Consider the following 19,734-nt stretch of genomic DNA (forward strand, 5'->3'; position numbering starts at 1 on the left):
CGTGCTCCTTAGGATCCTTGACGTCGTGCGGCCAGCCGCCGCAGCAGAGGCTGCGGAAGGACCCGCGCGAGGCGCACCATCGCTTTTTGGCTCGCCGTCAGCGGCCACGCCCCGCCCCGCATCGAGCCCTGTTTGGGTATGCCCAGCACGATCCGCGACAAGTGGTGCATGCCGGAAGCGGGAAGAATCCTGTTGGCGGCCAACAGCATTGACGCATCCCGCCCCACGCCGCGGCGGCGGAACGGACGCCCGTCGTCGAGCGCGGTGAGCAGTCCGTCGGTGAAGCGTTCGGGCGGCCGGGCGAAACTGATCGCGAAGCGCCCGCGGGTGTTCATGGTGTTGTGCAGCCGGGCGTATGGGCCGCCGAAGTCCCGATTGTCGGTGGTGCCCGCGTCGGTGATGATCTCGGTGTCGTACATGCCGGCCACCAAGACGGTGACCCCGAGGCCGAAGGGTGCGATCTCGCACGCCATCGACTCGCCCCAGCGTTCCAGCGCCCCCTTGGCCGCGGCGTAGGGTGCGGTGCCCGGTTGGCCGCGCACGCCGGCCGCGCTGGATACCAGGATGACGCGCCCCTCGCCCGCGGCCCGCATCGACGGCAGCAGCGCCTGCGTGAGTGCGACCGGCCCCATGACGCTGGTGGCGAACATCCTCTGCCACAACGCCATATCGGTCTCCTCCACCACGCCCGCGGCGGAGATCCCGGCGTTGTGCACGAGCGCGTAGGGGGCGCCGACGGCTTCCTCGATCGCCTTGGCCGCCGCGGAGATCGACGCGGCGTCCAACAGGTCGAGCTGCACGCCGATCAGCCGATCGTCATCGGGTGTCGCGCCGGTCGCCTCGCGCAGCAGCGGCATTCCTTTGTCGGGTGTCCGCATGGCCGCGACGACGCGCCACCCCTCGCCATACAGGCGCACGGCCGAGGCGAACCCCAGACCGCGGGAGGCGCCGGTGATGACGACGGTGCGGGGCTCAGCCATTCTTGCTCGGGGTCGCACAGGCGCCTTGACCGGGCGGTGGCGGGTCGACGTGCGGCCGGCCGTTCGGCTCCCCGCTCGCCCACGTCGACCAGATGCCGACCGAGTACGGGCCCTGGGCGCCGGCTTTCTCGTAATAGCCTTGTGGGTCATACACTTTGGCTTCCGGGTACGGCCACGGGCAGGCCACCGAGGTCGCGGCGTGGCTGGCCTTGATGACCCAGAACCACGCACCGTAGGCGAAGTAGGACACGTTGATGATGGCGAACATCACCAGGAACGTGCCGAGCACCGGACGGCCGGGGAAGATCCGTGCCTTCGCGGCCAGCTTCTCCGCCACAGATTTACCGGTGTCGTCGCGATAGCAGAGGATCGCCGCGGGCACCATCACGAACGTCACCGAGAACGACTCCCAGATCAGCGGGAACTGGAAGGTGGTGCCGGTGAACACCGAGCCCCACGGAATGACCTGCGAGTAGATGTACATGCCCATGTGGACCAGCTGGATCTCCAGCCAGGCATCGAAGACGAAGCCGATCGCACAGGTCAGCACGCCCAGGCTGACCAGCGGGTGCCGCGACACGAAGGCCCTCGGCCCGTACTTGGCCTGCAGTTTGCGCAGGATCCAGATGGCCGGGAAATAGGGCCCGAAATAGAAAGTGACGTAACCGAAGACGACGAACGGCTCGACGGTCGGCGACAGCGACACCAGCGGCCACGACTCGGGCCAGTGGATGAGGTCGGGGTTGTAGACCGCGAACGGGGACCAGTTCATGATCGGGTCCTGCCACACGATCAACGTGGTGCACAGGAACATCAGCATGACGGGGCTGCCCGGGTTGCGGCGCCAGCCCCGGATGAACACCACCAGCAGGACCAGCAACATGATCACGGTCGAGATGTGCAGGAACGTGATGTAGTCCAGGCCGAAGACGAACCTCACCGGCCGCGGCCTGCCCTGCACGTTCGGGTTGGCCACCCGCGGGTCGAGGGCGACACGACAGTTCGCGATGAAGAAGAGCGCGAACGCCGCCAGCGCCGCGCCGGCGATCCAGCCGCCCCAGCCGCGCTTTTCGCGTCGCGGTGCGGCCGGCGGCTGCTTGTTCGCGACGGGCGGTGTGGACTGTTCCGTCGACATCAGCCGTCCTCTCCGAAGCGATCGACCAGGTGCGAGTTGGTGCCGTCGGCGTCGAGGGTCCGCGCCACCAGGTAGCCGGCCCCCATCCACGCCCGCCGCGTCCACTTGCCGAACGACACCCGAGTGCCGGGCGCGCCCGAGGCGGCGGGCATCATCTTCACCCGCTCCAGCGCCTCCTTGACGCCGCGCGGGCTGAGCGGGTGGGCGTCGGAAAATGCGCGCACGAGCGTGGCGGCGACATCCCGGTTGACCACCGGCACGCAATATTCGGGACGGCTGCCCTGGTATTTGGCGGCGTAGCGATCGAGGAAGTCCTGGCCGACCCGATTCGCCTCGTCGTACTGATCGACCCCGATCCAGCCCATGAACGCTTTCCACATGATCGGGTTCACCCAGGCGTTCTGGAAAGCCGTGGTGGTGAAGCGCGGCGGGTCCCAATCGACGGCCTCGAGCGCCGGGTTGATGAACACGATCCCGAAACCGAAACCCAGGTGCACGATCGCTTCGGCCTTGGCGTCGTGCAGGGTTCGCACGGCCTCGTTGATGTCCTGCGCGGTCTGCGCGATCGCCGCCTCCGCGACGATGCGGATGCCCTTGCGCCGGCAGGCACTTCGCAGATTCTTCAGGTAGGTCTCGCCGATCAGGTTCTGCTCGACGAGCACCCCGATCTCGGCGTGCCCGCGTTTGGCGACGAGGTCGGCGATGAAGATCGGCTCGTCGGTCAACGAACCCTGCGGGAAGGAGAACGTCCATTCGCCCAACCAGTCGTCGGTGCCGGTGACGCTGATCGCGGGCACCTTGAATCGCTCCTCGATCGCTTCACGGGTGGGCACGCAGTTGTCGGTGATGTGCGGGCCGAACACCACCAGGCAGCCCTCGTCGACGAGTTCCCCGAAGGCGTCGATCACCGCTTTGACCGATCCCTTCGGCAACCCCTCCACCTCGCGGTAGATCATTTGCACCGGGCGATCGATCAGGCCCTGTTCGCGGGCTTCTTCGAAGACCAGGTCGAAGCACCGCGTGAAACTCGCCAACAGTTCCTCGGGGAATCCCGGTGGCAGCTTGAAGTCCATCAGGTAGCCGACCTTGATCGGTTCCGCGGTGCTTTCGTAGGACATCTGACCTCCCGGGTGGCATACCTACGCGCCCGATTCCATAAACCTAATATTTGTTCTGACCCTAGCGGCGGCCGTTTGTAGCGTCAATCGCCGGGCCCGCCGGGCCCGCCCAGATAGATGTCGATCATCTCGGCCAGGCCCTGCCCCACCGCGACGTCGTCGGTGAGCGGCCCGGCGATCGCGGCCCGGGCCGCCTCCCACATGGGCAGGCCCTCCACCACCAGCCTGGCCGCCGCAATGAGCACGCGCGTCGACGCGACCTCGCGCAGCCCGCCGGTCTCCAGCCGGCGGATGGCCTGCCCGAAACGCACCAGCTCGGCCGCGGTGGCGCCGTCCACGCCGGCCTCGTGCGCAATGATCGACTCCTCGACATCAGCTGCGGGAAAGCCGAATTCGATGGCGACCATCCGCTGACGGGTCGAGTCCTTGAGGTCCTTGAGCACGCTTTGATAGCCCGGGTTGTAGGACACCACCAGGCCGAACCCGGGCGCCGCGTCCAGCGTGACCCCGAGCCGCTCGATGGGCAGCTGGCGGCGGTGGTCGGCGAGCGGATGCAGCACCACGGTGGTGTCCTGTCGGGCTTCCACCACCTCGTCGAGATAGCAGATCGCTCCCTCGCGCACCGCGCGGGTCAGCGGGCCGTCCACCCACACCGTCTCGTCGCCCTGCAACAGGTACCGGCCGACGAGGTCCGCGGTGGTGAGGTCGTCATGGCAGGCGACGGTGATCAGCGGACGGCCGAGATCATAGGCCATCGCCTCGACGAATCGCGTCTTGCCGCAACCCGTGGGCCCCTTCAGCAGGAGCGACAGCCCCTGGCGGTACGCCGCCTTGAAGATGGCCTCTTCGCCGCCGATCGCCTTGTAGTAGGGCCGTGCCATCTCAGCCTCGGGGACCGCGCCGTTCCGGTATCCAAGCCCGGACTCCTCGGCCATAGCTTCCCTTCCCACCTTGACCGGAGCCTATCTGGAACAGATGTTTGTTTCAACGACCCGGTGACGGACCTCGGCCGAGCGCAGCGCGGACCGGAATAGGGGCCCGATCACACCGGCGAGTTGATCCGGACGCGCGATCGTCGCGTGCGCGACGCTGCCGAATACCCTGCGCAGCGACCGCACGTCGGTCCCCGCGCCGATCGTCAGGCACACGCAGCCGGTGCCGCGGCGGCGGGCTTCGGTCAAGGCGCGGCGTGCGTCCGCGGCACCGTAGGGGCGCTCGTATCCGTGGTCGTACGCGAGCCCGTCGGACAGCACCACCAGCAGCCGCCGTGACGTGCCCCCGCGCGCCTCGAGGACCGCCGAGCCGTGCCGGATGGCCGCGCCGAGGCGGGAGAAGGCGCCGGGCTCCAGGCTGTTCAGCCGCCGCATGACCAGGGAGTCGAGGTGGTCGTCGAATCGCTTGACGGGCACCATGCTCACCGCGCGCCGGCCCTGCGAGTAGTAGGCGTACAACGCGACGCGATCGCCCAGATCGTGCAGCGCGACGGCGAGGTTGGCGACCGCCGATCGCTGTTGCTCGTGCACCGTCCGCCCGACCGTTCCGGGTTCCGCCGCCGATCCCGACACATCGAGCAGGAGCAACACCGACAGGTCGCGCCGGCGGCGCAGGCTATCGAGGTAGACCGCCTCGTCGGGCACCGACCGGGCCAGTACCTCCACGCGCGCCTCCACCGCCGCGTCGATGTCGATGTCGTCGCCCTGTGACTGGCGGTGGCGGCGGTGCAGGCCCATCCCCAGGCGGGACAGCGGGCGCCGCACGCCGACGGCGGCTCCCCTATCTGGGATCGATTGGGTCGCCAGGGCCTTGATGGTCGGCTCGACCTCGCGCACGGTGCACCACGCGGGCCGGTAGCTCCTGCGGACAAAGTCCCATTCGGGATACGTCACGCCGTCCTTGGGCGTCGGGGCGCGGTGGTCGGCGCTGTCATCGGGCGACGTGGACGCCAGCGAGGCGACGGCGTGCGGCCCGCGTTTCGCCGAATTCGTCTGGTGCGTCGGCGTATCCGCGCCGGGCGGTCCGCCGCCGCTGCCGGTCTTGCGCGCGGACGACAGCATCTTCTTCAGCCACTTGCCGATGAAGCCTCCCCCGCCCACGGGGCTGGTGAACACGTCCGGGTCGTCGGAATCGTCGGTCTGCGCGTCGTTCAGTTCGGCGAGTTGCCGCGCCTGGCCACGCGGCACGTGCGGCGCATCGGCTTCGTCTTGTTGGGCCGTCCGGGATGACAAGGCCAGCACCTTGCCCGGGCGGAGCACGCCGAACTCGGGCGGCGGATCGTCGATGGCTTCTCGTCCCCCGGCGATCGTCAGCGACCCGGCGGGCGAATCGGTGCGGCTCGCGATGTCGCGGTTGCCCAGTGCCGCCAGGCCGCCCGGCAGCAACGCGCTATTGGCCGCCAGCGCGCGATGGCCCTCGACGGCCAGATAGCGCCTGGCCAGCCGAGGATGCCGAACCAGGGGCCGCACCGCGTCGACCTCCAGGCTGCCGGCCGCGATCATCGAGGCCTGCACGGCGATCGCTGCGAGGGCCCCGGCGGCTCCGACGTGGATCGTCTGGCCGTCCGTCCACGACGCTTCACCCGGCCGCTGTTCTACGACCGCGACGGGGCGGCCCGCGAGTGCGGAAGCGAACATGCCGAGGGCTTGCGATCGGTCGCCACGCGCGTCGTTTGTCATCGACCCCCGCATCGGTGCAGCTTGTTGACCAAATATCTGTTCCAGCGTAGGGTCCGGTTCCGCCCGCGGTCAATCACGCCGGGCGGTCGGTCGTACTTATCAAGGAGTGCAGCATGATTGACTTCACCGACCGGGTGGCGGTGGTCACCGGCGCCGGGCGCGGGCTCGGCCGGTTGTACGCGCTCGACCTGGCGCGCCGCGGCGCCGCGGTGGTGGTCAACGACCTCGGTGGCTCGATGGGTGGTTACGGGGCCGACGCGCGGGTCGCCGACGAGGTGGTCGACGAGATCACCGCGGCGGGCGGGACCGCCGCCGCCTCCCATGACTCGGTCGACAGTCCCGCGGGCGGGCAGGCGATCATCGACGCCGCCGTGGGCGCGTTCGGGCGGCTCGACGCGGTCATCAGCAACGCGGGAATCTTCGGGACCGTGCCGTTCGAAGACCTTTCCCCCGAAGAGTGGACGCGGATGCTGCGCGTGCATCTCGACGGCGGCTTCTACCTGTCCCAGCCCGCGTATCGGGTGATGAAGGACAACGGGGGCGGACGATTCGTGTTCATCTCGTCCTCCGCCGGCATCTTCGGTCAGCCGATGGAGGCCCACTACGCCGCGGCGAAGGCCGGCCTGGTCGGGTTGACCAACGTCATCGCCATCGAGGGCGCAGCGCACGGAATCTTCGCCAACTCCGTTATGCCGACCGGCTTCTCGCGCATGGTCACCGAGACCGTGGGCGACGAGAGGTTCCTCGCCGAGTCCGGCTTCATGCGGGCCATCCGGCCCGAACTCGTCGTGCCGCTGGTGACGTTCCTCGCCAGCACCGCCTGCACGTTCACCCACCGCAACTATTCGGCCGCCGCCGGGCGCTACGCGCGGGTGTTCGTCGGCCTCAGCGAGGGCTGGCTGGCGGACGCCGAGAGCCGACCGACCGCCGAGGACGTCGAGGCCCACCTCGAGCAGATGTCGTCCACGGATAGGTTCATGGTGCCCACGTCGATCGTCGACGAGGTGCTGGAAGTGTGTGAACGGCGCGGCATCAGCGCGATGCCCGGCAACGCCGACGTCGCGTTCCCCGAACCTCGCGGGGGCTGACTGCATAGTTGACCTAATATCTGCTCCAACGTAGTGTCCGGAAAAATGGACTTCTCCTACCCCGCCGAAGTGGAACGGTTCCGCACCGAGCTGCGGGACTGGCTGGCGGCGAATCTGACCGACGAGCTGGTGGCGGCCCGCCGCCCGGCCGGGCGCGACGACGCGGGGATCGAGTTGTTGCGGGGCTGGAGCGCGACGATGGCCGACGCCGGGTGGGCCGCCGTGTCCTGGCCGCGCGAATACGGTGGCCGCGGTGCGACCGTTCTCGAGCAGCTGGTCTACACCGAGGAAACCACCCGCGCGCGGGCGCCCATGCCGCTCAACGTCATTGGGATGAACAACATCGCCCCCGCGATCATGCAGTATGGCACCGAAGAGCAGAAGAGGACGCTGCTCCCCCGCATGATGCGCGCCGACGACATCTGGTGCCAGGGCATGTCGGAGCCCGAAGCCGGATCCGATCTCGCCGCGCTGCGTACCCGCGCCGTGCGCGACGGCGACGACTTCGTCGTCAACGGCCAGAAGATCTGGACCTCGCTCGGGCATCGCGCCCACTGGTGTCAGCTGTACGTGCGCACCGATCCCGACGCCCCGAAGCACAAGGGGATCTCCTGCCTCATCGTCGACATGTCGCTGCCCGGCATCGAGGTCCGCCCGCTCGTAACGCTCAACGGAGACGCCGATTTCGCCGAGGTGTTTTTTCGCGACGTCCGCGTGCCGGCCGACGCGTTGCTCGGGCCGCTGAACGCCGGCTGGCAGGTGGCCACCACCACGCTCAGCCACGAACGCGCCGGGGCGGCCCGGCTGTACGCCGAGATGCAGGTGCGGCTGGAAGAGCTGGTCGACGACTTCGCCGCGCAAAGCGACGCGCTCGAAGACCCGGTGATACTGCGGCGCCTCGGCGAAATCGCCGTCCGCATCAAGTATCTCGAGGTGCTCTGCCAGCGGTCGATCTCGGCGACGCTGCACGGCGGCGACCCGTTCGCGTCGGCCAGCCTGGCCAAGACGGTATGGGGGGAGATCGGGCAGGACATGGCCGCCCTGGCTTTCGACGTGCTCGGCAGCCACGGCGCCGGCGCCCCGTGGGCGAACTACCGCCTCACGTCGCGCTCGCTGACCATCGCGGGCGGAACGACCCAGATCAACAAGAACATCACCGCGCAGCGCGTGCTGGGATTGCCGCGCCGATGAACCTCGAATTCACCGACGAGCAGGTCGCGCTGCGCGACACCACGCGGCGCTTTCTCGCCGAGAAGGCACCGATTTCGGGGCACGTGCGCGCGCTGCTCGACGACCCGACCGGCGTCGACGAGGCGGTCTGGCGCGGCCTGGCCGACCTCGGCGTGACCGGCCTACTGGTGCCGGACGAACACGGCGGGGCCGGGATGACGATGGTCGAGGCGGGCGTGGTCGCCGAGGAGCTCGGCGCGGCCCTGCACCCGGGGCCGTGGTTGTCCAGCGCGGTGGCGGCGGCGCGCGCGCTGGCCCGGCTCGGCGGCAACGGCCCTGCCGCAACGATTTTGGCCGGCATCGCCGACGGCAGCACCGTCGCCACCGTTGGCTTTCCGTTCGAGGGCGCCCCGGTCGAGGCGGCCGGGCAGGTCCTGCGGGGCGAGATCGCCGGCGTGCCCGACGCCGCGGCGGCCGACACCTTGCTGGTGCTCGCCGAGGACCCGGCCGGCATCGGTCTTTACGCGCTGAAAACCGGCTCGCCCGGGATTTCTGTGACACCCGAGCGCGGTATCGACCCGACCCGCAAACGTTTTCGCGTCGAGCTGGACGGGGCGTCCGCGCACCGGCTGGCCGCGGCCGCGCCGGACGACGTTGGCGCGGTGATCGACGACGTCCTCATCGCCACCGCCGCCGACGCGCTGGGCGCCGCACGGGCGGTGATGCAGCTGGCCGTCGAATACGCAAAGGTGAGAAAGCAATTCGGTCAGGTCATCGGCTCGTTCCAGGCGGTCCAACACCTGTGCGTCGACATGTACGAGTCCGTTGAGCTGGCCCGCAGCGGCGTGATCCACGCGCTGTGGGCCGCCGACAACGCCGGCGTCGAGGAACGCCATCTCGCCGCGCTGCGGGCCAAGGCGTTCGCCGGGCGACTGGCCACCGTGGGCGACACCGCCATCCAGGTGTTCGGCGGCATCGGCTACACGTGGGAGCACGACGCCCATCTTTATCTCAAGCGCCTGCTGGGCTGGAGCGAACTCCTGGGCGGGCCCGACCGCTATCTGACCGAAATCGGTGCGCGCCTTGCCAAACGAGGCCCGTGATGGACATCGAATACCTGCTCACCGCAACCCGGTCGGCCCGCAAGTCGCTCGACCTCGATGCGCCGGTCGACCTCGCAGAAATCCGGGAGTGCCTGCGCATCGCCATGCAGGCCGCCAACGGCTCGAATCAGCAGTCCTGGCGGTGGCTGGTGGTGAGCGACCCCGCGACGCGGGACAAGATCACCGAGCTGTACCGCGAGTCGTACCTGCTTCGCGTCGGCGGGCAGCTGCTGGCCGACCTGCTGCCCGCCGGCACACCGGAGGGCCGGCTCATGTCGTCGACGGAATGGCTGGTCGAGAACATGGCCCGGGTGCCGGTGTTGGTGATCCCGTGCTACCAGCCCTACCTGCCCCTCATCGACGGCGACGAATCGTTCCACCGGGCCACGCTGTACCGCTCGATCTTCCCGGCCGTGTGGAACTTTCAGCTCGCGCTGCACACCCGCGGTTACGGAACCTGCATCACGACGCTGCACCTGCACCGCGAGGCCGAGATCGGCCGGCTGCTGGGCATTCCCCCGACCTACACGCAGGGGTGTCTGCTGCCGGTGGGCCGCCTTCGGGCCGGCCACAGTTTCCGGCCGGCTCGTCGGCGCCCCGTCGACGAGGTGGTTGCGCGCGACGCGTGGGACGGCCCGCGGCTTTAGGATGGGCCCCTAGAGGGCAGCGTCGGGGCTCTGTGCAGCGCGTTTGCCCTGCCCGGTCTGATAACCTCTAACAAAGATTTGGTTCGGGCGGGAGGACGAATGCGCAGGGCCGCGAATCCGGCCAAAGCCCGCTCGCCCGTGGCCGAGCGGCCGAGCGCCGACGACTCCGGCACCCGCCGAACCGAAATCCTGCAGACCGCGGCGTCGTTGATCGCGTCCTCGGGGTTGCGAACCTCGCTGCAGGAGATCGCGGACGCGGCCGGCATTCTCCCCGGCAGCCTCTATCACCACTTCGAGTCCAAAGAGGCGATCCTGGTCGAGCTGACCCGCCGCTATCAGGAGGACCTGACCCGGATCGGGCAGGCCGCCCAGGCCCGGCTGGACGAGCCCGGTTCGCGACCGGCCGCGGAGCAGATCGTCGAGCTGGGATCGGCGATCGCCAACTGCGCGGTGCGGCACGGGGCCGCCCTGCAGATGTCGTTCTACGAGGGCCCGGGCGACGATCCCGAGCTGATGAAGCTGACGCAGCAGGCGCCCACGGCGGTCCAGCAGGCGATGCTGCAAACGCTGCGCGCCGGCAGGTGGAGCGGCTACATCAAACCCGACATCGACCTGCCCACGCTGGCCGACCGAATCTGCCAGACGATGCTGCAGGTCGGGCTCGCCGTCATGCGCCACAATTCCCCGGCCGACCAGGTCGCCGGGCTGTTGTGCCGAATCATCTTGGAGGGCTTGGCGGCCCGGCCCCCCACCGACGCGGCGTTGAATCAAAGCAAAGCCTTCGCGGCGGCAAACGCCGTCATCGACACGTGGGCCGACGACGGCGACGCGGATCCCGACGACAAGGCGGCCCACGTCCTCGCGGTGGCGCGAACGGAGTTCGGCCGCAAGGGGTATGAGGTCACCACCATCCGGGACATCGCATCCGCGGCGGGGCTGGGCACCGGGACCGTCTATCGGGTGATCGGGTCCAAGGACGAACTCCTCGCGTCGATCATGGAGTCCTTCGGCAGGAAGGTGGAGGCCGGCTGGGTGAGCGTCCTGCGCTCGGACGCCACGGCGGTCGAGAAGCTGGACGCGCTGTCCTGGGTCAACGTCAACGCGCTCGATCGGTTTTCCGACGAGTTCAGGATTCAGCTCGCGTGGATGCGCCAGTCGCCTCCGAACACGCCGAACCCGGGCTGGTTGTACGCCACGCGGCTTCGGCAGATGAAATCGCTGCTCTCGGAGGGGATCCAGTCGGGACAAATCCGCATCGACGCCCCGTCCACGGCGATGCTGGCGCGGTGCGTCATCGGCCTGCAGTGGATACCGGAGAACATCCTGCGCGCCATCGGCAAACGCGCCGCACTGGTGCACGCCCGCGACACGGTGCTGCGCGGCGTCGCGGTCCGCGGCAAGTAGGTATTGAAACCCAATAACTGTTACCCATACAGTTGGGCAGTTAGAACCGCGTTGGCAGTGAGCGAGAAGAGGATTTCCATGACTATCGTCGATCGGTTGCGCTACGACGGCAAGCGCGCACTCGTTGTTGGCGGCGCGACCGGCATGGGCGCCGCGGCGGCCAAGTCGGCGGCCGAACTCGGCGCCGAGGTCATCGTGCTGGACTACGCGCCCGTCGGCTACGACGTCGCCCAGTCCGTGCAGGTGGACCTGCGCGACCCCGCGTCGATCGACGCCGCGCTCGCGCAGGTGGACGGTCCGATCCACGCGTTGTTCTCGGCGGCCGGCATCGCCGAAGGGACGACCGACCTGATGGCGATCAACTTCATCGGCCACCGCTACGTCATCGACCGCCTGCTGGAGAAGAACCAGCTTCCGTCGGGCTCGGCGATCTGCTTCATCTCCTCGGTGGCCGGCATGGGCTGGGAGAACGACCTGGAACTGCTGACCGAGTTCCTCGCCAACGCGGACTTCGCGTCGGCGCAGGAGTGGGTGAAAGCGCACGAGGCCGAGGGCATCATCCACTACGGCTTTTCCAAGAAGGCCGTCAACGCCTACGTGGCGACCCAGGGCTACCCGCTGCTGAAGAAGGGCGTCCGGATCAACGCGATCTGCCCGGGCCCCACCGACACCCCGCTGGCGCAGGCCAATGCCGACCTGTGGCTGACGTTCGCCCAGGACTACCGCGACGAGACCGGTTCGAAGGTGCACACCCCCGAGCAGATGGGTGACGTGATGGCGTTCCTGAACAGCGCCGCCGCGTTCGGCATCAACGGGATCACGCTGCTGGTGGACTACGGGCACACGATGGCATCGCTGACCGGCGCCTACCCGCCCGGCAAGCCGATCATCGATCTGATCATGGGCCGGGTGAAGCTCTAGTCCTCGTCGACACCGATGAGTAGGCGTTCCGGGCTGCGGCCGAGGACGCGGCGCCACGCGATGTCGGCGGGATTCTGCCCCAGGTGCAGGGCGGGACGTGCGGCCAGCGCGGCGCGAACACACTCCTCCACGGCGACTTTCGCGAGCGAGGTACCCAGGCAGTAGTGCGCGCCGGCCCCGAAGTTCATCAGCCGGGGCGTGCCCGCGCGGGTGAACCGCTCGGGAAGGAAGCGGTCCGGCGACGGCCACGCCGAGTCGTCCCGGCAGGCCGAGGCGATGCACAGCAGAACCATCGCGCCCGCCGGAATGGTGGTGCCGTGCAACTCGATCGGCGCGACGGCGGTGCGCGGGATGAGGGGGATGCTGGGCTCCAAGCGAATGGTCTCGGCGACCGCGCTCGCGAGCCGCGCGTCATCGTGCGCGACCCCGGCAAGCCGGTTGCGGTGCTGCAGCGTCACCAGCAGGCTGCACGGTATCTGACTGCCCGTCGTGTCATGGCCGGCGACAAGAAGATTCGCGATCATCGCCACGGCCTCGTCGCGGGTGAGCCGCTCCCCGCCGGCCTCTGCGGTCAGCAAGCCGGTGATGACATCGGGACCGGGATCTTCGGTTCGGCGCCGCGCCAGCGCCGCAACATAGTCCTGCAGTTCGACGATCGCGCTCGTTGCCTTCGCGATCTGCTCGGGGGTCATCACGTAGAACACCGGGCTCAGGGCATCCGCCCATCGCGAGAATGCACGGACGTCGCTGTCCGGGACGCCGAGGATTCGGCAGATCAACCGGGTTGCCAGTCCGGCGCAGGAAGCCACCAGATCTCCCCCGTTCGCCGTCGCGGACGCGATGGCAGCGGCCGCCATGTCCGCCGCGGTCGACCTCAGCTCCTCGACCGAGCGCGGCGTGAAGGCGCGGGAAACCAGCGAACGAAGGCGGCGATGGTAGTCACCCTCGGTGGTGAACATCAGCTTGCTGTACCAGTCACGCAACGGACCGTCGCCGACGCCCATGGCGTCGAACAGGGTCAGCCCGATTCCGTTCAGCCGCGCGTCGCGGGCGAGCGTCTCGACGTCGTGGTGGCGCAACACCACGGTGGCGCCCGTGATCTCGTCGGTGGCCAACGGCCCGCGCCGCGCGGCCTCGGCGAGCACGTCGTGCATCCGGGTGGTGAAGCTGCCGGTCAGATCCACCAAGGGTTTCGTCCCCATCTCTGGTTTCCCTTCCCGCCGGCTCATAGGGCGTGGTGGTGGCGCAGAATCTGCCCGGCGCGCTCGCCGATGATGACGCAGGGGGCCATGGTGTTCCCTGTGGTGACCCGCGGCATGATGGATCCATCCGCGATTCGAAGTCCCTCTACCCCATAGACTTTCAGCGACCCGTCGACCACCGACATGTTGTCGTGGCCCATCTTCGCCGTGCACGTCTGGTGGTGATAGGTGGTGACCTCGTTGCGGATGAAGCGCACCAGGTCGGCGTTGTCGAGCTTGCCCGGCATGACTTCTCGCTTGTTGAAGGGACGCAGCGCCGGTGCATTACCGATTTCACGGCACAGTTCGATGCACGCGATCGCGGCCTTGAGATCCTCGGGGCGCGACATGAGACCGTCGTGGATTCTCACGGGGTCGCAGGGATTTGGCCCGGTAAGGGTGACGTGCCCGCGGCTCTTCGGCCGCACCACCGCGCCATACATGGCCCAGCCCTCCTCGGGCACGCCGAAGGCCTGCGCGTTCTCCGTGCTCGAGAACGGGAACTCCAGCTGGTACGCCTGCAGATCCGGGGCATCGAGACTCGGGTCGCTCTTGGTGAAAAAGGTCACCTCGCCGCCGCTGTTGCGCCACGGCAGGGGTTCGCGATATTCCCAGACGCACGAGAACCCGGGGTGGTCCTGCAGGTTTCGACCGACGCCGGGCAGATGCTGCACGACCCCGATGCCATGTGACTGCAGGTGAGTCTGATCGCCGACACCCGATTGCATGAGCACCTTCGGGGTGTGAATCGCGCCGAGGGACAGCACGACCTCGGACCCCGCACCGACGCGCCGCAACTCACCGTCGTGCAGGAATTCCACTCCGGTGGCCCGCGACCCCTCGAACGCCACGCGGGTCACCAACGCGCCCGTCAGGACGGTCAGGTTGGGCCGGTCCATCAGCGGGAAAAGGTAAGAGCGAAAGACCGATTCGCGGCGTCCGTCGCGGATGCGCAGATCGACGATCGATGCGCCACCGTCGGCCTCCATGAGGCTGCCGTTCGGGCTTGCGAACGCCGGAATGCCAAGCGACTTGCCGGCTTCAAGCCCGGCGTGCGCGATCGGGCTCGGTTCGGCGGCGGGTTCGACGTAAACGGGTCCGCCGATGCCGCGATGCTGGGGATCGGGAGCCCCATGCCAGTCCTCGATGGCGCGATAGATGGCGAGCACCGAATCGTAGTTCCACCGTTGGTCTTTGGCTTCGGCGGCGAAGTAATCCCAGTCACTTTTGTGGCCGCGCGCCCACACCATGACGTTGATGCTCGAGCCCCCGCCGAGGACCTTGGCCATCGCGTACGGGATCGCTCGCCCGTTGAGGTGGCAGTTGCGCTCGGTGGTGAAGTTCCAGTCGCGCTCGCCGCCAAGGTTCGCCAGCCACATTCCCGGTTCGCTGATCTCGGGTCCTTCGTCGGGGCCGCCGGCCTCGAGCACCAGCACGCTCACGTTGGGGTTTTCCGCGAGGCGCCGGGCCACGACCGAGCCGCTCGATCCCGATCCGCACACGACGAAGTCGTATTGCGGCTTCAACTCCGCACCAAGCCGTCGCTGGTTGCGGCGGACCCGCTCGGCGAATACCGCTGTGGAACGCCCGATCTCGACGGGGGTTGATGTCATGGAGCTTCTCGCTTCCAGGGCTGGGTGGCGTCTCGGATGGCCGGCCACGGATACTTCAGGGTGACGCCGCCGGCACCGCCCGAGCGACCTGCGGAGCCCTGGAGCGCGGTTTTCGGCTATCGGTCCGCGTTGCCCGGATAGCCCCCGCGATCGCGCGGCCCGCGCAGGGTCTGCAGCGGCGACTCTCCGTACATCGCCCTGTAGGCGGCCGCGAACCGACCGAGGTGCGCGAATCCCCAGCGATGCGCAATCGCGGCGACGCCGGTGTGCGAGGGGTGGGCCGAGCGCAGCTCGCCATGCGCACGACGCAGCCTGACCGCGCGCAGGTAGGCCATGGGTGACATCCCGGCGTGCCGGCGAAAACCCTCCTGCAACGCGCGCACGCTGACGTGGCACTCGAGCGCCAACCGCGACGTCGTCAGCGCCGATTGCGGGGCGCTCTCGATGATGTCCATCGCCTCGCGGACGGCCGCCGGCCGGACGGGCCGGACCGATGATGCGAGGGCCTCGCGATGGGGATGGTCGGCCACCAGCAACAGGCCGTACACCAGGCTCTCCAGCAGCGGATCCAACACGGCCGGATGCCACATCGGGCTTTCCGAATGGGCGAGCTCCCGATTGAGCCAATGCACTTGGGTCACCCAGCCCCGCGCGGCATGGTCGGCCAGCGGCAGCGCCACGGCGAAGGGAACGGATGACCTTGCCGGCTTGCCCAACAGCGTTTCGAGTGCCGTGTCGACGACCAATTGGTCGAGCTTGACCCCCAGGTGTCGGCTGGCCGCGGGCCAGCGGGTGACGCTCATCTCGGCCTGGGGGCCGTAGATCGTGGCCGTCGCAGGAGTCGAAACCCACCGTTGCCCAAGGTATTGCGACTCAAGCCGGCCGTCGACCGGGACGTGAACGTAATAGCTGTCGCGATCCGCCGAAAACCGCAGCGACACGTCGGTGTCGTAGCTCAGATCGGCCAGCGTGATGGGCCCGGCGTGTATCAGGCGCTGGCTGAAGCCGAACCCGTCAGCGGGGCCGAGCAGCCGAAGTTTGTGGGGGTGAAAAGCCGATTCGCAAAGGTGGATAGCCTGCTCCGGCGATCGCGTGCGAAACCAGTTGTACGCCATGACGGTCATCGAGTCCGTTCGGTAGGTGCTAATCGCGCGCGCGGGGCCACACGTGGTAGACGTCGTCAACGTTCATCCGGTTCGATTCCCGTCCGTTTTGCTAACCGGAGAAGTCTCCGGTATCTTTCGGAGCGTACCGGAGAATTCTCCGCTACGTTGCTCGCGAAGGAGAGACCATTGCGATACATCAAGCTCGGCAACTCAGGCCTGGACGTGTCCCCCCTGGCGATCGGAGCCATGACGTACGGCGATCCGCGGTCCGGACATCCCGTGTGGTCCCTGCCCGAAGACGAATCGCGGCCCCTGATCAAGCATGCGGTCGAGGCCGGGATCAATTTCTTCGACACCGCCAACTTCTATTCGCAGGGGAGCAGCGAAGAGATCCTCGGACGCGCGCTGCGCGACTACGCCAACCGCGACGACGTCGTCATCGCCACCAAGCTGAGGCATCCGATGCGTTCGGGGCCCAACGGAAAGGGCCTGAGCCGCAAGGCGATCATGGCCGAGATCGACCATTCGTTGCGCAGGCTCGGCACCGACTACGTCGACCTTTACCAGGTTCACCGCAACGATCACACGACCCCGCTGGAGGAAACCCTCGAGGCGTTGCACGATCTGGTAAAGGTCGGCAAGGTCCGCTACCTGGGGGCGTCGTCGATGCCGGCATGGGAGTTTTCCAAGGCCCTTCACCTGCAGCGCGCGAACAACTGGGCGAGGTTTGTCTCCATGCAGGATCATTACAACCTGCTGGCCCGCGAGGAGGAGCGCGAGATGATCCCGCTGTGCCTCGACGAGGGCGTGGGCACCATCGTGTGGAGTCCGCTGGCGCGCGGAAGGCTTGCGCGATCGTGGTCGGACGCCAAAGTGACCGCGCGGGCATCGAACGACGGATTTGCCGACATGCTGTACGCCGGTGTCGGTGACGGCTCCGACAAGGCCATCGTCGACGCGGTCGGCGCCGTCGCCGAGGGGCGCGGCGTCAGCCGGGCCGAAGTGGCGCTCGCCTGGTTGCGCTCCAAACCCGTGGTGACCGCGCCCATCATCGGGGCCAGCAGCATCAGCCAGATCGACGAGGCGATCGCCTCGCTTGACCTCGAGCTCAGCGAGGCCGAAACGCGCCGGCTGGAGGCCCCCTACACACCGCGCTACGACTTCCAGGGCGTCTCCGACGACACTCTGCTGCAGGCGGTGGCGGAGCGGATACCCCAATTGTCCACGGCCAGTTAGCCATCTCCCCTTATCCTCGTGCTACGGCAAAGGGGTTTTGACCAGAACCAGGAGGTGGCGGTCTGTGGCCGACGACGGTGTCGCCCGGATTCGCTCCGACGCCCTGCGCAATCGAGAGCACATCATCGAGGTGGCGCACGACGCCTTCGCCGAGTCGGGAGCGACGTCGCTCAACGAGATCGCCAAGCGCGCGGGCGTCGGGGCGGGGACGCTGTACCGCCACTTCCCCACCCGGGAAGCCTTGATCCTCGCCGTATACCGCCACGACGTGCAGCGACTGGTGGATTTGGTGCCCAGGCTATTGCGCGCCCATCCGCCGCTGGACGCGTATCGCATCTGGTTCTTCAAGGCCGCCGACTACGTTCGCGTCAAACACGGCCTGGGCGATGCCCTGCACAGCGCGGCGGTCCAGGACGCGATCAATGAGACGTACGCGCCCTTCGTCGGCGCGGTCGGCGAGCTGCTCGATGCCTGCGCGCGGGACGGTTCCCTGCGGCCCGATCTCGATCCCGCGGATGTCGTGTGGCTCATGAGTTCGCTATGGCGGGTCGGTGACGGAGCAGCGGGCAAGCGACAGGCGAAACGAATAATGGAGCTCGCGATCGAGGGACTGCGTCGCAGATAGCCCGCGGTCCCGCCGGGTACGGTCGGGGCATGGCACGAGTCATCGTCTTCGGCGGCCACGGCAAGGTCGCCCTGCAGCTGGCCCGCATTCTGACCGAGCGCGGCGACGAGGTGACGTCGGTCTTCCGCAACCCCGACCACGCCGACGACGTCGCCGCAACCGGCGCCGCGCCGGTGGTGGGCGACATCGAGCGACTGGACACCGGCGCGCTGGCCGGCCTGCTGGCGGGTCACGACGCCGTCGTGTTCTCCGCCGGCGCGGGCGGCGGCAACCCGGCGCGCACCTACGCCGTCGACCGCGACGCGGCGATCCGGGTGATCGATGCCGCCGCGGGGACGGGCGTCAGGCGGTTCGTGATGGTGTCCTACTTCGGCGCCGGGCCGGATCACGGTGTGCCGAGCGAGAATTCGTTCTTCCCGTACGCGGAGGCCAAGGCGGCGGCGGACGCGCACCTGCGCGCCAGCGACCTGGATTGGACGGTGCTGGGACCGGGCCACCTCACCCTGGATCCGGCGACCGGCCGGATCGTCATCGGCAAGGGGAAAGGCGAGGTCTCCCGGGCCGACGTCGCGCTCGCGGTGGCCGCGTCGCTGCACGACGCCTCGACCATCGGCCGCACCATCGAATTCAACAACGGCGCCGACGGGACCGGCGTCCCCATCGCCGACGCACTGGCTCACCAGGGACAGGGCACGTGAAGCTTGGCGACTGCCCGGTCTTTCCCGCCGAGGCGGGAGCCGCCCTGAGCACGGACCGCGGCGTGGGGTGGCGCCTGGCGCGACAGGCCGGCCCGGTTTTGCGAGATCCGGCGGGCAATTGGGTGTTCGTCGTCGGGCGGGATGAGGTGTTGGCGCATCTCGACGACGCGAGGCTGGATCGGGCCCGCGCCCTTCCCGAGAGCGATCTCGACGTTCATCAACGGCTGTTCGCCCCGAAAGCCGCTCACGACATCGCGGCGGCGTTCCGCCCGACCGCCGCCGCGCTGATCGATCGTTTCGCCACCGCCGGCGGCGGTGACGCGCTGGCCGAGGTGACCGCGCCGATGGCGGACGCCCTTTTCGACATCGTGTCGCGCCTGCGGCTGTTGCCCGCGGAGCACCTGGCCGGGCGGTCCGGCCACGTCTTCGCCGAGGCCTGCCGCAACCTGTCCAAACACGCCGGCTGGCATTTACTCGTCTTGGCGGGCGACCCCGAATTGTGCGACGCGCTTCGACGCCACCCCGAGCTGATCCGCGGGTTCGTTGAAGAGGTCCTCCGGTTGGAGCCGATGGTGCAGGGCTGCCAACGATTCACCACCCAGCCGACGACCGTCGGCGGGGTCGAGCTACCCGCCGGCATGGTGGTGATGTTGTGCATCGCCGCGGTGCAGCGGGACGGCAGCGATGCCATGTCCACCGACGATCTCGTGATTGGCGTTAGGGCGCACCGGCATTGGAGCCTGGGTGCGGGGTCCATGCGTTGCCGTGGCGGCCACATCGTCCGGCAGGTGTTGCGCGTGCTGGTCGAGGAGTGGGTCGGCCGGGCCGGGCATCTCGGGCCCGCCCCCGGTTTCCGGCCGACGGCCGGGTTCCCCAACACCGAGAACTCCTTGTGGCTGCCGAAGCTGCCGCTGGTGACGAGGGCCTTGTAAACTCCGCTCCGCAGCTGGTTTGCCGTCGCCGCAACCGTGGCGCCG

18 protein-coding genes are annotated in these 19,734 nt (G+C 68.5%); 10 read left to right on the plus strand and 8 right to left on the minus strand.

The genetic code is table 11. From position 1 onward, the window contains the following. Window positions 1–8: 8 nt before the first annotated feature. The 5 genes from AC5Y2S_RS15685 to AC5Y2S_RS15705 all read right to left on the minus strand — a co-directional run bounded on the left by AC5Y2S_RS15685 (window position 9) and on the right by AC5Y2S_RS15705 (window position 5,905). Window positions 9–980: an SDR family NAD(P)-dependent oxidoreductase gene (locus AC5Y2S_RS15685; protein ID WP_499956988.1), complete on the minus strand. Its 972-nt coding sequence runs from the start codon at window positions 978–980 to the stop codon at window positions 9–11. After that, entirely contained in the window at window positions 973–2,115 is a 1,143-nt protein-coding gene (locus AC5Y2S_RS15690; protein WP_499956989.1) for a spirocyclase AveC family protein, read from the minus strand. The genes AC5Y2S_RS15685 and AC5Y2S_RS15690 overlap by 8 nt, the downstream gene beginning before the upstream one ends. Further along, a complete protein-coding gene (locus AC5Y2S_RS15695; RefSeq protein WP_499956990.1) occupies window positions 2,115–3,233 on the minus strand; it encodes an ABC transporter substrate-binding protein in 1,119 nt (372 codons plus the stop codon). Before AC5Y2S_RS15695 ends, AC5Y2S_RS15690 begins: the two co-directional genes overlap by 1 nt. A gap of 83 nt (window positions 3,234–3,316) precedes the next feature. Continuing rightward, entirely contained in the window at window positions 3,317–4,168 is an 852-nt protein-coding gene (locus AC5Y2S_RS15700) for a CbbQ/NirQ/NorQ/GpvN family protein (RefSeq protein WP_499957072.1), read from the minus strand. Window positions 4,169–4,195: 27 nt separating this feature from the next. Next, window positions 4,196–5,905, minus strand: a complete 1,710-nt coding sequence (locus AC5Y2S_RS15705) for a nitric oxide reductase activation protein NorD (protein WP_499956991.1) — start codon at window positions 5,903–5,905, stop codon at window positions 4,196–4,198. A gap of 113 nt (window positions 5,906–6,018) precedes the next feature. On the opposite strand from AC5Y2S_RS15705, the gene AC5Y2S_RS15710 reads away from it, so the two are divergent. From AC5Y2S_RS15710 to AC5Y2S_RS15735, 6 genes are all read left to right on the plus strand, one after another. Continuing rightward, entirely contained in the window at window positions 6,019–6,993 is a 975-nt protein-coding gene (locus AC5Y2S_RS15710) for an SDR family NAD(P)-dependent oxidoreductase (RefSeq protein ID WP_499956992.1), read from the plus strand. Window positions 6,994–7,038: 45 nt separating this feature from the next. Further along, window positions 7,039–8,184, plus strand: a complete 1,146-nt coding sequence (locus AC5Y2S_RS15715; protein WP_499956993.1) for an acyl-CoA dehydrogenase family protein — start codon at window positions 7,039–7,041, stop codon at window positions 8,182–8,184. Then, the gene (locus AC5Y2S_RS15720; protein WP_499956994.1) at window positions 8,181–9,266 is read left to right on the plus strand and encodes an acyl-CoA dehydrogenase family protein; all 1,086 of its coding nucleotides are present in this window, start codon (window positions 8,181–8,183) and stop codon (window positions 9,264–9,266) included. The genes AC5Y2S_RS15715 and AC5Y2S_RS15720 overlap by 4 nt, the downstream gene beginning before the upstream one ends. Continuing rightward, window positions 9,266–9,913, plus strand: a complete 648-nt coding sequence (locus AC5Y2S_RS15725) for a nitroreductase family protein (protein WP_499956995.1) — start codon at window positions 9,266–9,268, stop codon at window positions 9,911–9,913. Before AC5Y2S_RS15720 ends, AC5Y2S_RS15725 begins: the two co-directional genes overlap by 1 nt. Before the next feature lie 99 nt (window positions 9,914–10,012). Continuing rightward, window positions 10,013–11,317 carry a TetR/AcrR family transcriptional regulator gene (locus AC5Y2S_RS15730; RefSeq protein WP_499956996.1) on the plus strand — a complete coding sequence of 435 codons (1,305 nt, stop codon included), beginning with the start codon at window positions 10,013–10,015 and terminating at the stop codon, window positions 11,315–11,317. A 78-nt stretch (window positions 11,318–11,395) separates the two neighbouring features. Beyond that, on the plus strand, window positions 11,396–12,238 hold the full coding sequence (locus AC5Y2S_RS15735) for an SDR family oxidoreductase (RefSeq protein WP_499956997.1): 843 nt from the start codon (window positions 11,396–11,398) through the stop codon (window positions 12,236–12,238). Here the strand turns inward: AC5Y2S_RS15735 and AC5Y2S_RS15740 are convergent. From AC5Y2S_RS15740 to AC5Y2S_RS15750, 3 genes are all read right to left on the minus strand, one after another. Continuing rightward, window positions 12,235–13,440 carry a cytochrome P450 gene (locus AC5Y2S_RS15740; protein ID WP_499956998.1) on the minus strand — a complete coding sequence of 402 codons (1,206 nt, stop codon included), beginning with the start codon at window positions 13,438–13,440 and terminating at the stop codon, window positions 12,235–12,237. The two genes, AC5Y2S_RS15735 and AC5Y2S_RS15740, sit on opposite strands and share 4 nt — an antisense overlap. Window positions 13,441–13,463: 23 nt before the next feature. Beyond that, window positions 13,464–15,092, minus strand: coding sequence for a GMC family oxidoreductase (locus AC5Y2S_RS15745; RefSeq protein ID WP_499956999.1), 1,629 nt, complete (start codon window positions 15,090–15,092; stop codon window positions 13,464–13,466). Window positions 15,093–15,208: 116 nt separating this feature from the next. Further along, the gene (locus AC5Y2S_RS15750; protein WP_499957000.1) at window positions 15,209–16,216 is read right to left on the minus strand and encodes an AraC family transcriptional regulator; all 1,008 of its coding nucleotides are present in this window, start codon (window positions 16,214–16,216) and stop codon (window positions 15,209–15,211) included. A 168-nt stretch (window positions 16,217–16,384) separates the two neighbouring features. Between AC5Y2S_RS15750 and AC5Y2S_RS15755 the strand changes: the two genes are divergently transcribed. The 4 genes from AC5Y2S_RS15755 (at window position 16,385) to AC5Y2S_RS15770 (ending at window position 19,689) form a co-directional block, all read left to right on the plus strand. Continuing rightward, a complete protein-coding gene (locus AC5Y2S_RS15755; RefSeq protein ID WP_499957001.1) occupies window positions 16,385–17,434 on the plus strand; it encodes an aldo/keto reductase in 1,050 nt (349 codons plus the stop codon). A gap of 64 nt (window positions 17,435–17,498) precedes the next feature. After that, entirely contained in the window at window positions 17,499–18,059 is a 561-nt protein-coding gene (locus tag AC5Y2S_RS15760) for a TetR/AcrR family transcriptional regulator (protein WP_499904794.1), read from the plus strand. Between the two features lie 29 nt (window positions 18,060–18,088). After that, window positions 18,089–18,757, plus strand: coding sequence for an SDR family oxidoreductase (locus AC5Y2S_RS15765; RefSeq protein ID WP_499957002.1), 669 nt, complete (start codon window positions 18,089–18,091; stop codon window positions 18,755–18,757). After that, a complete protein-coding gene (locus AC5Y2S_RS15770; RefSeq protein WP_499957003.1) occupies window positions 18,754–19,689 on the plus strand; it encodes a cytochrome P450 in 936 nt (311 codons plus the stop codon). The genes AC5Y2S_RS15765 and AC5Y2S_RS15770 overlap by 4 nt, the downstream gene beginning before the upstream one ends. Window positions 19,690–19,734: the final 45 nt, after the last annotated feature.

It is taken from the genome of Mycobacterium sp. NGS69 (genome assembly GCF_059812165.1).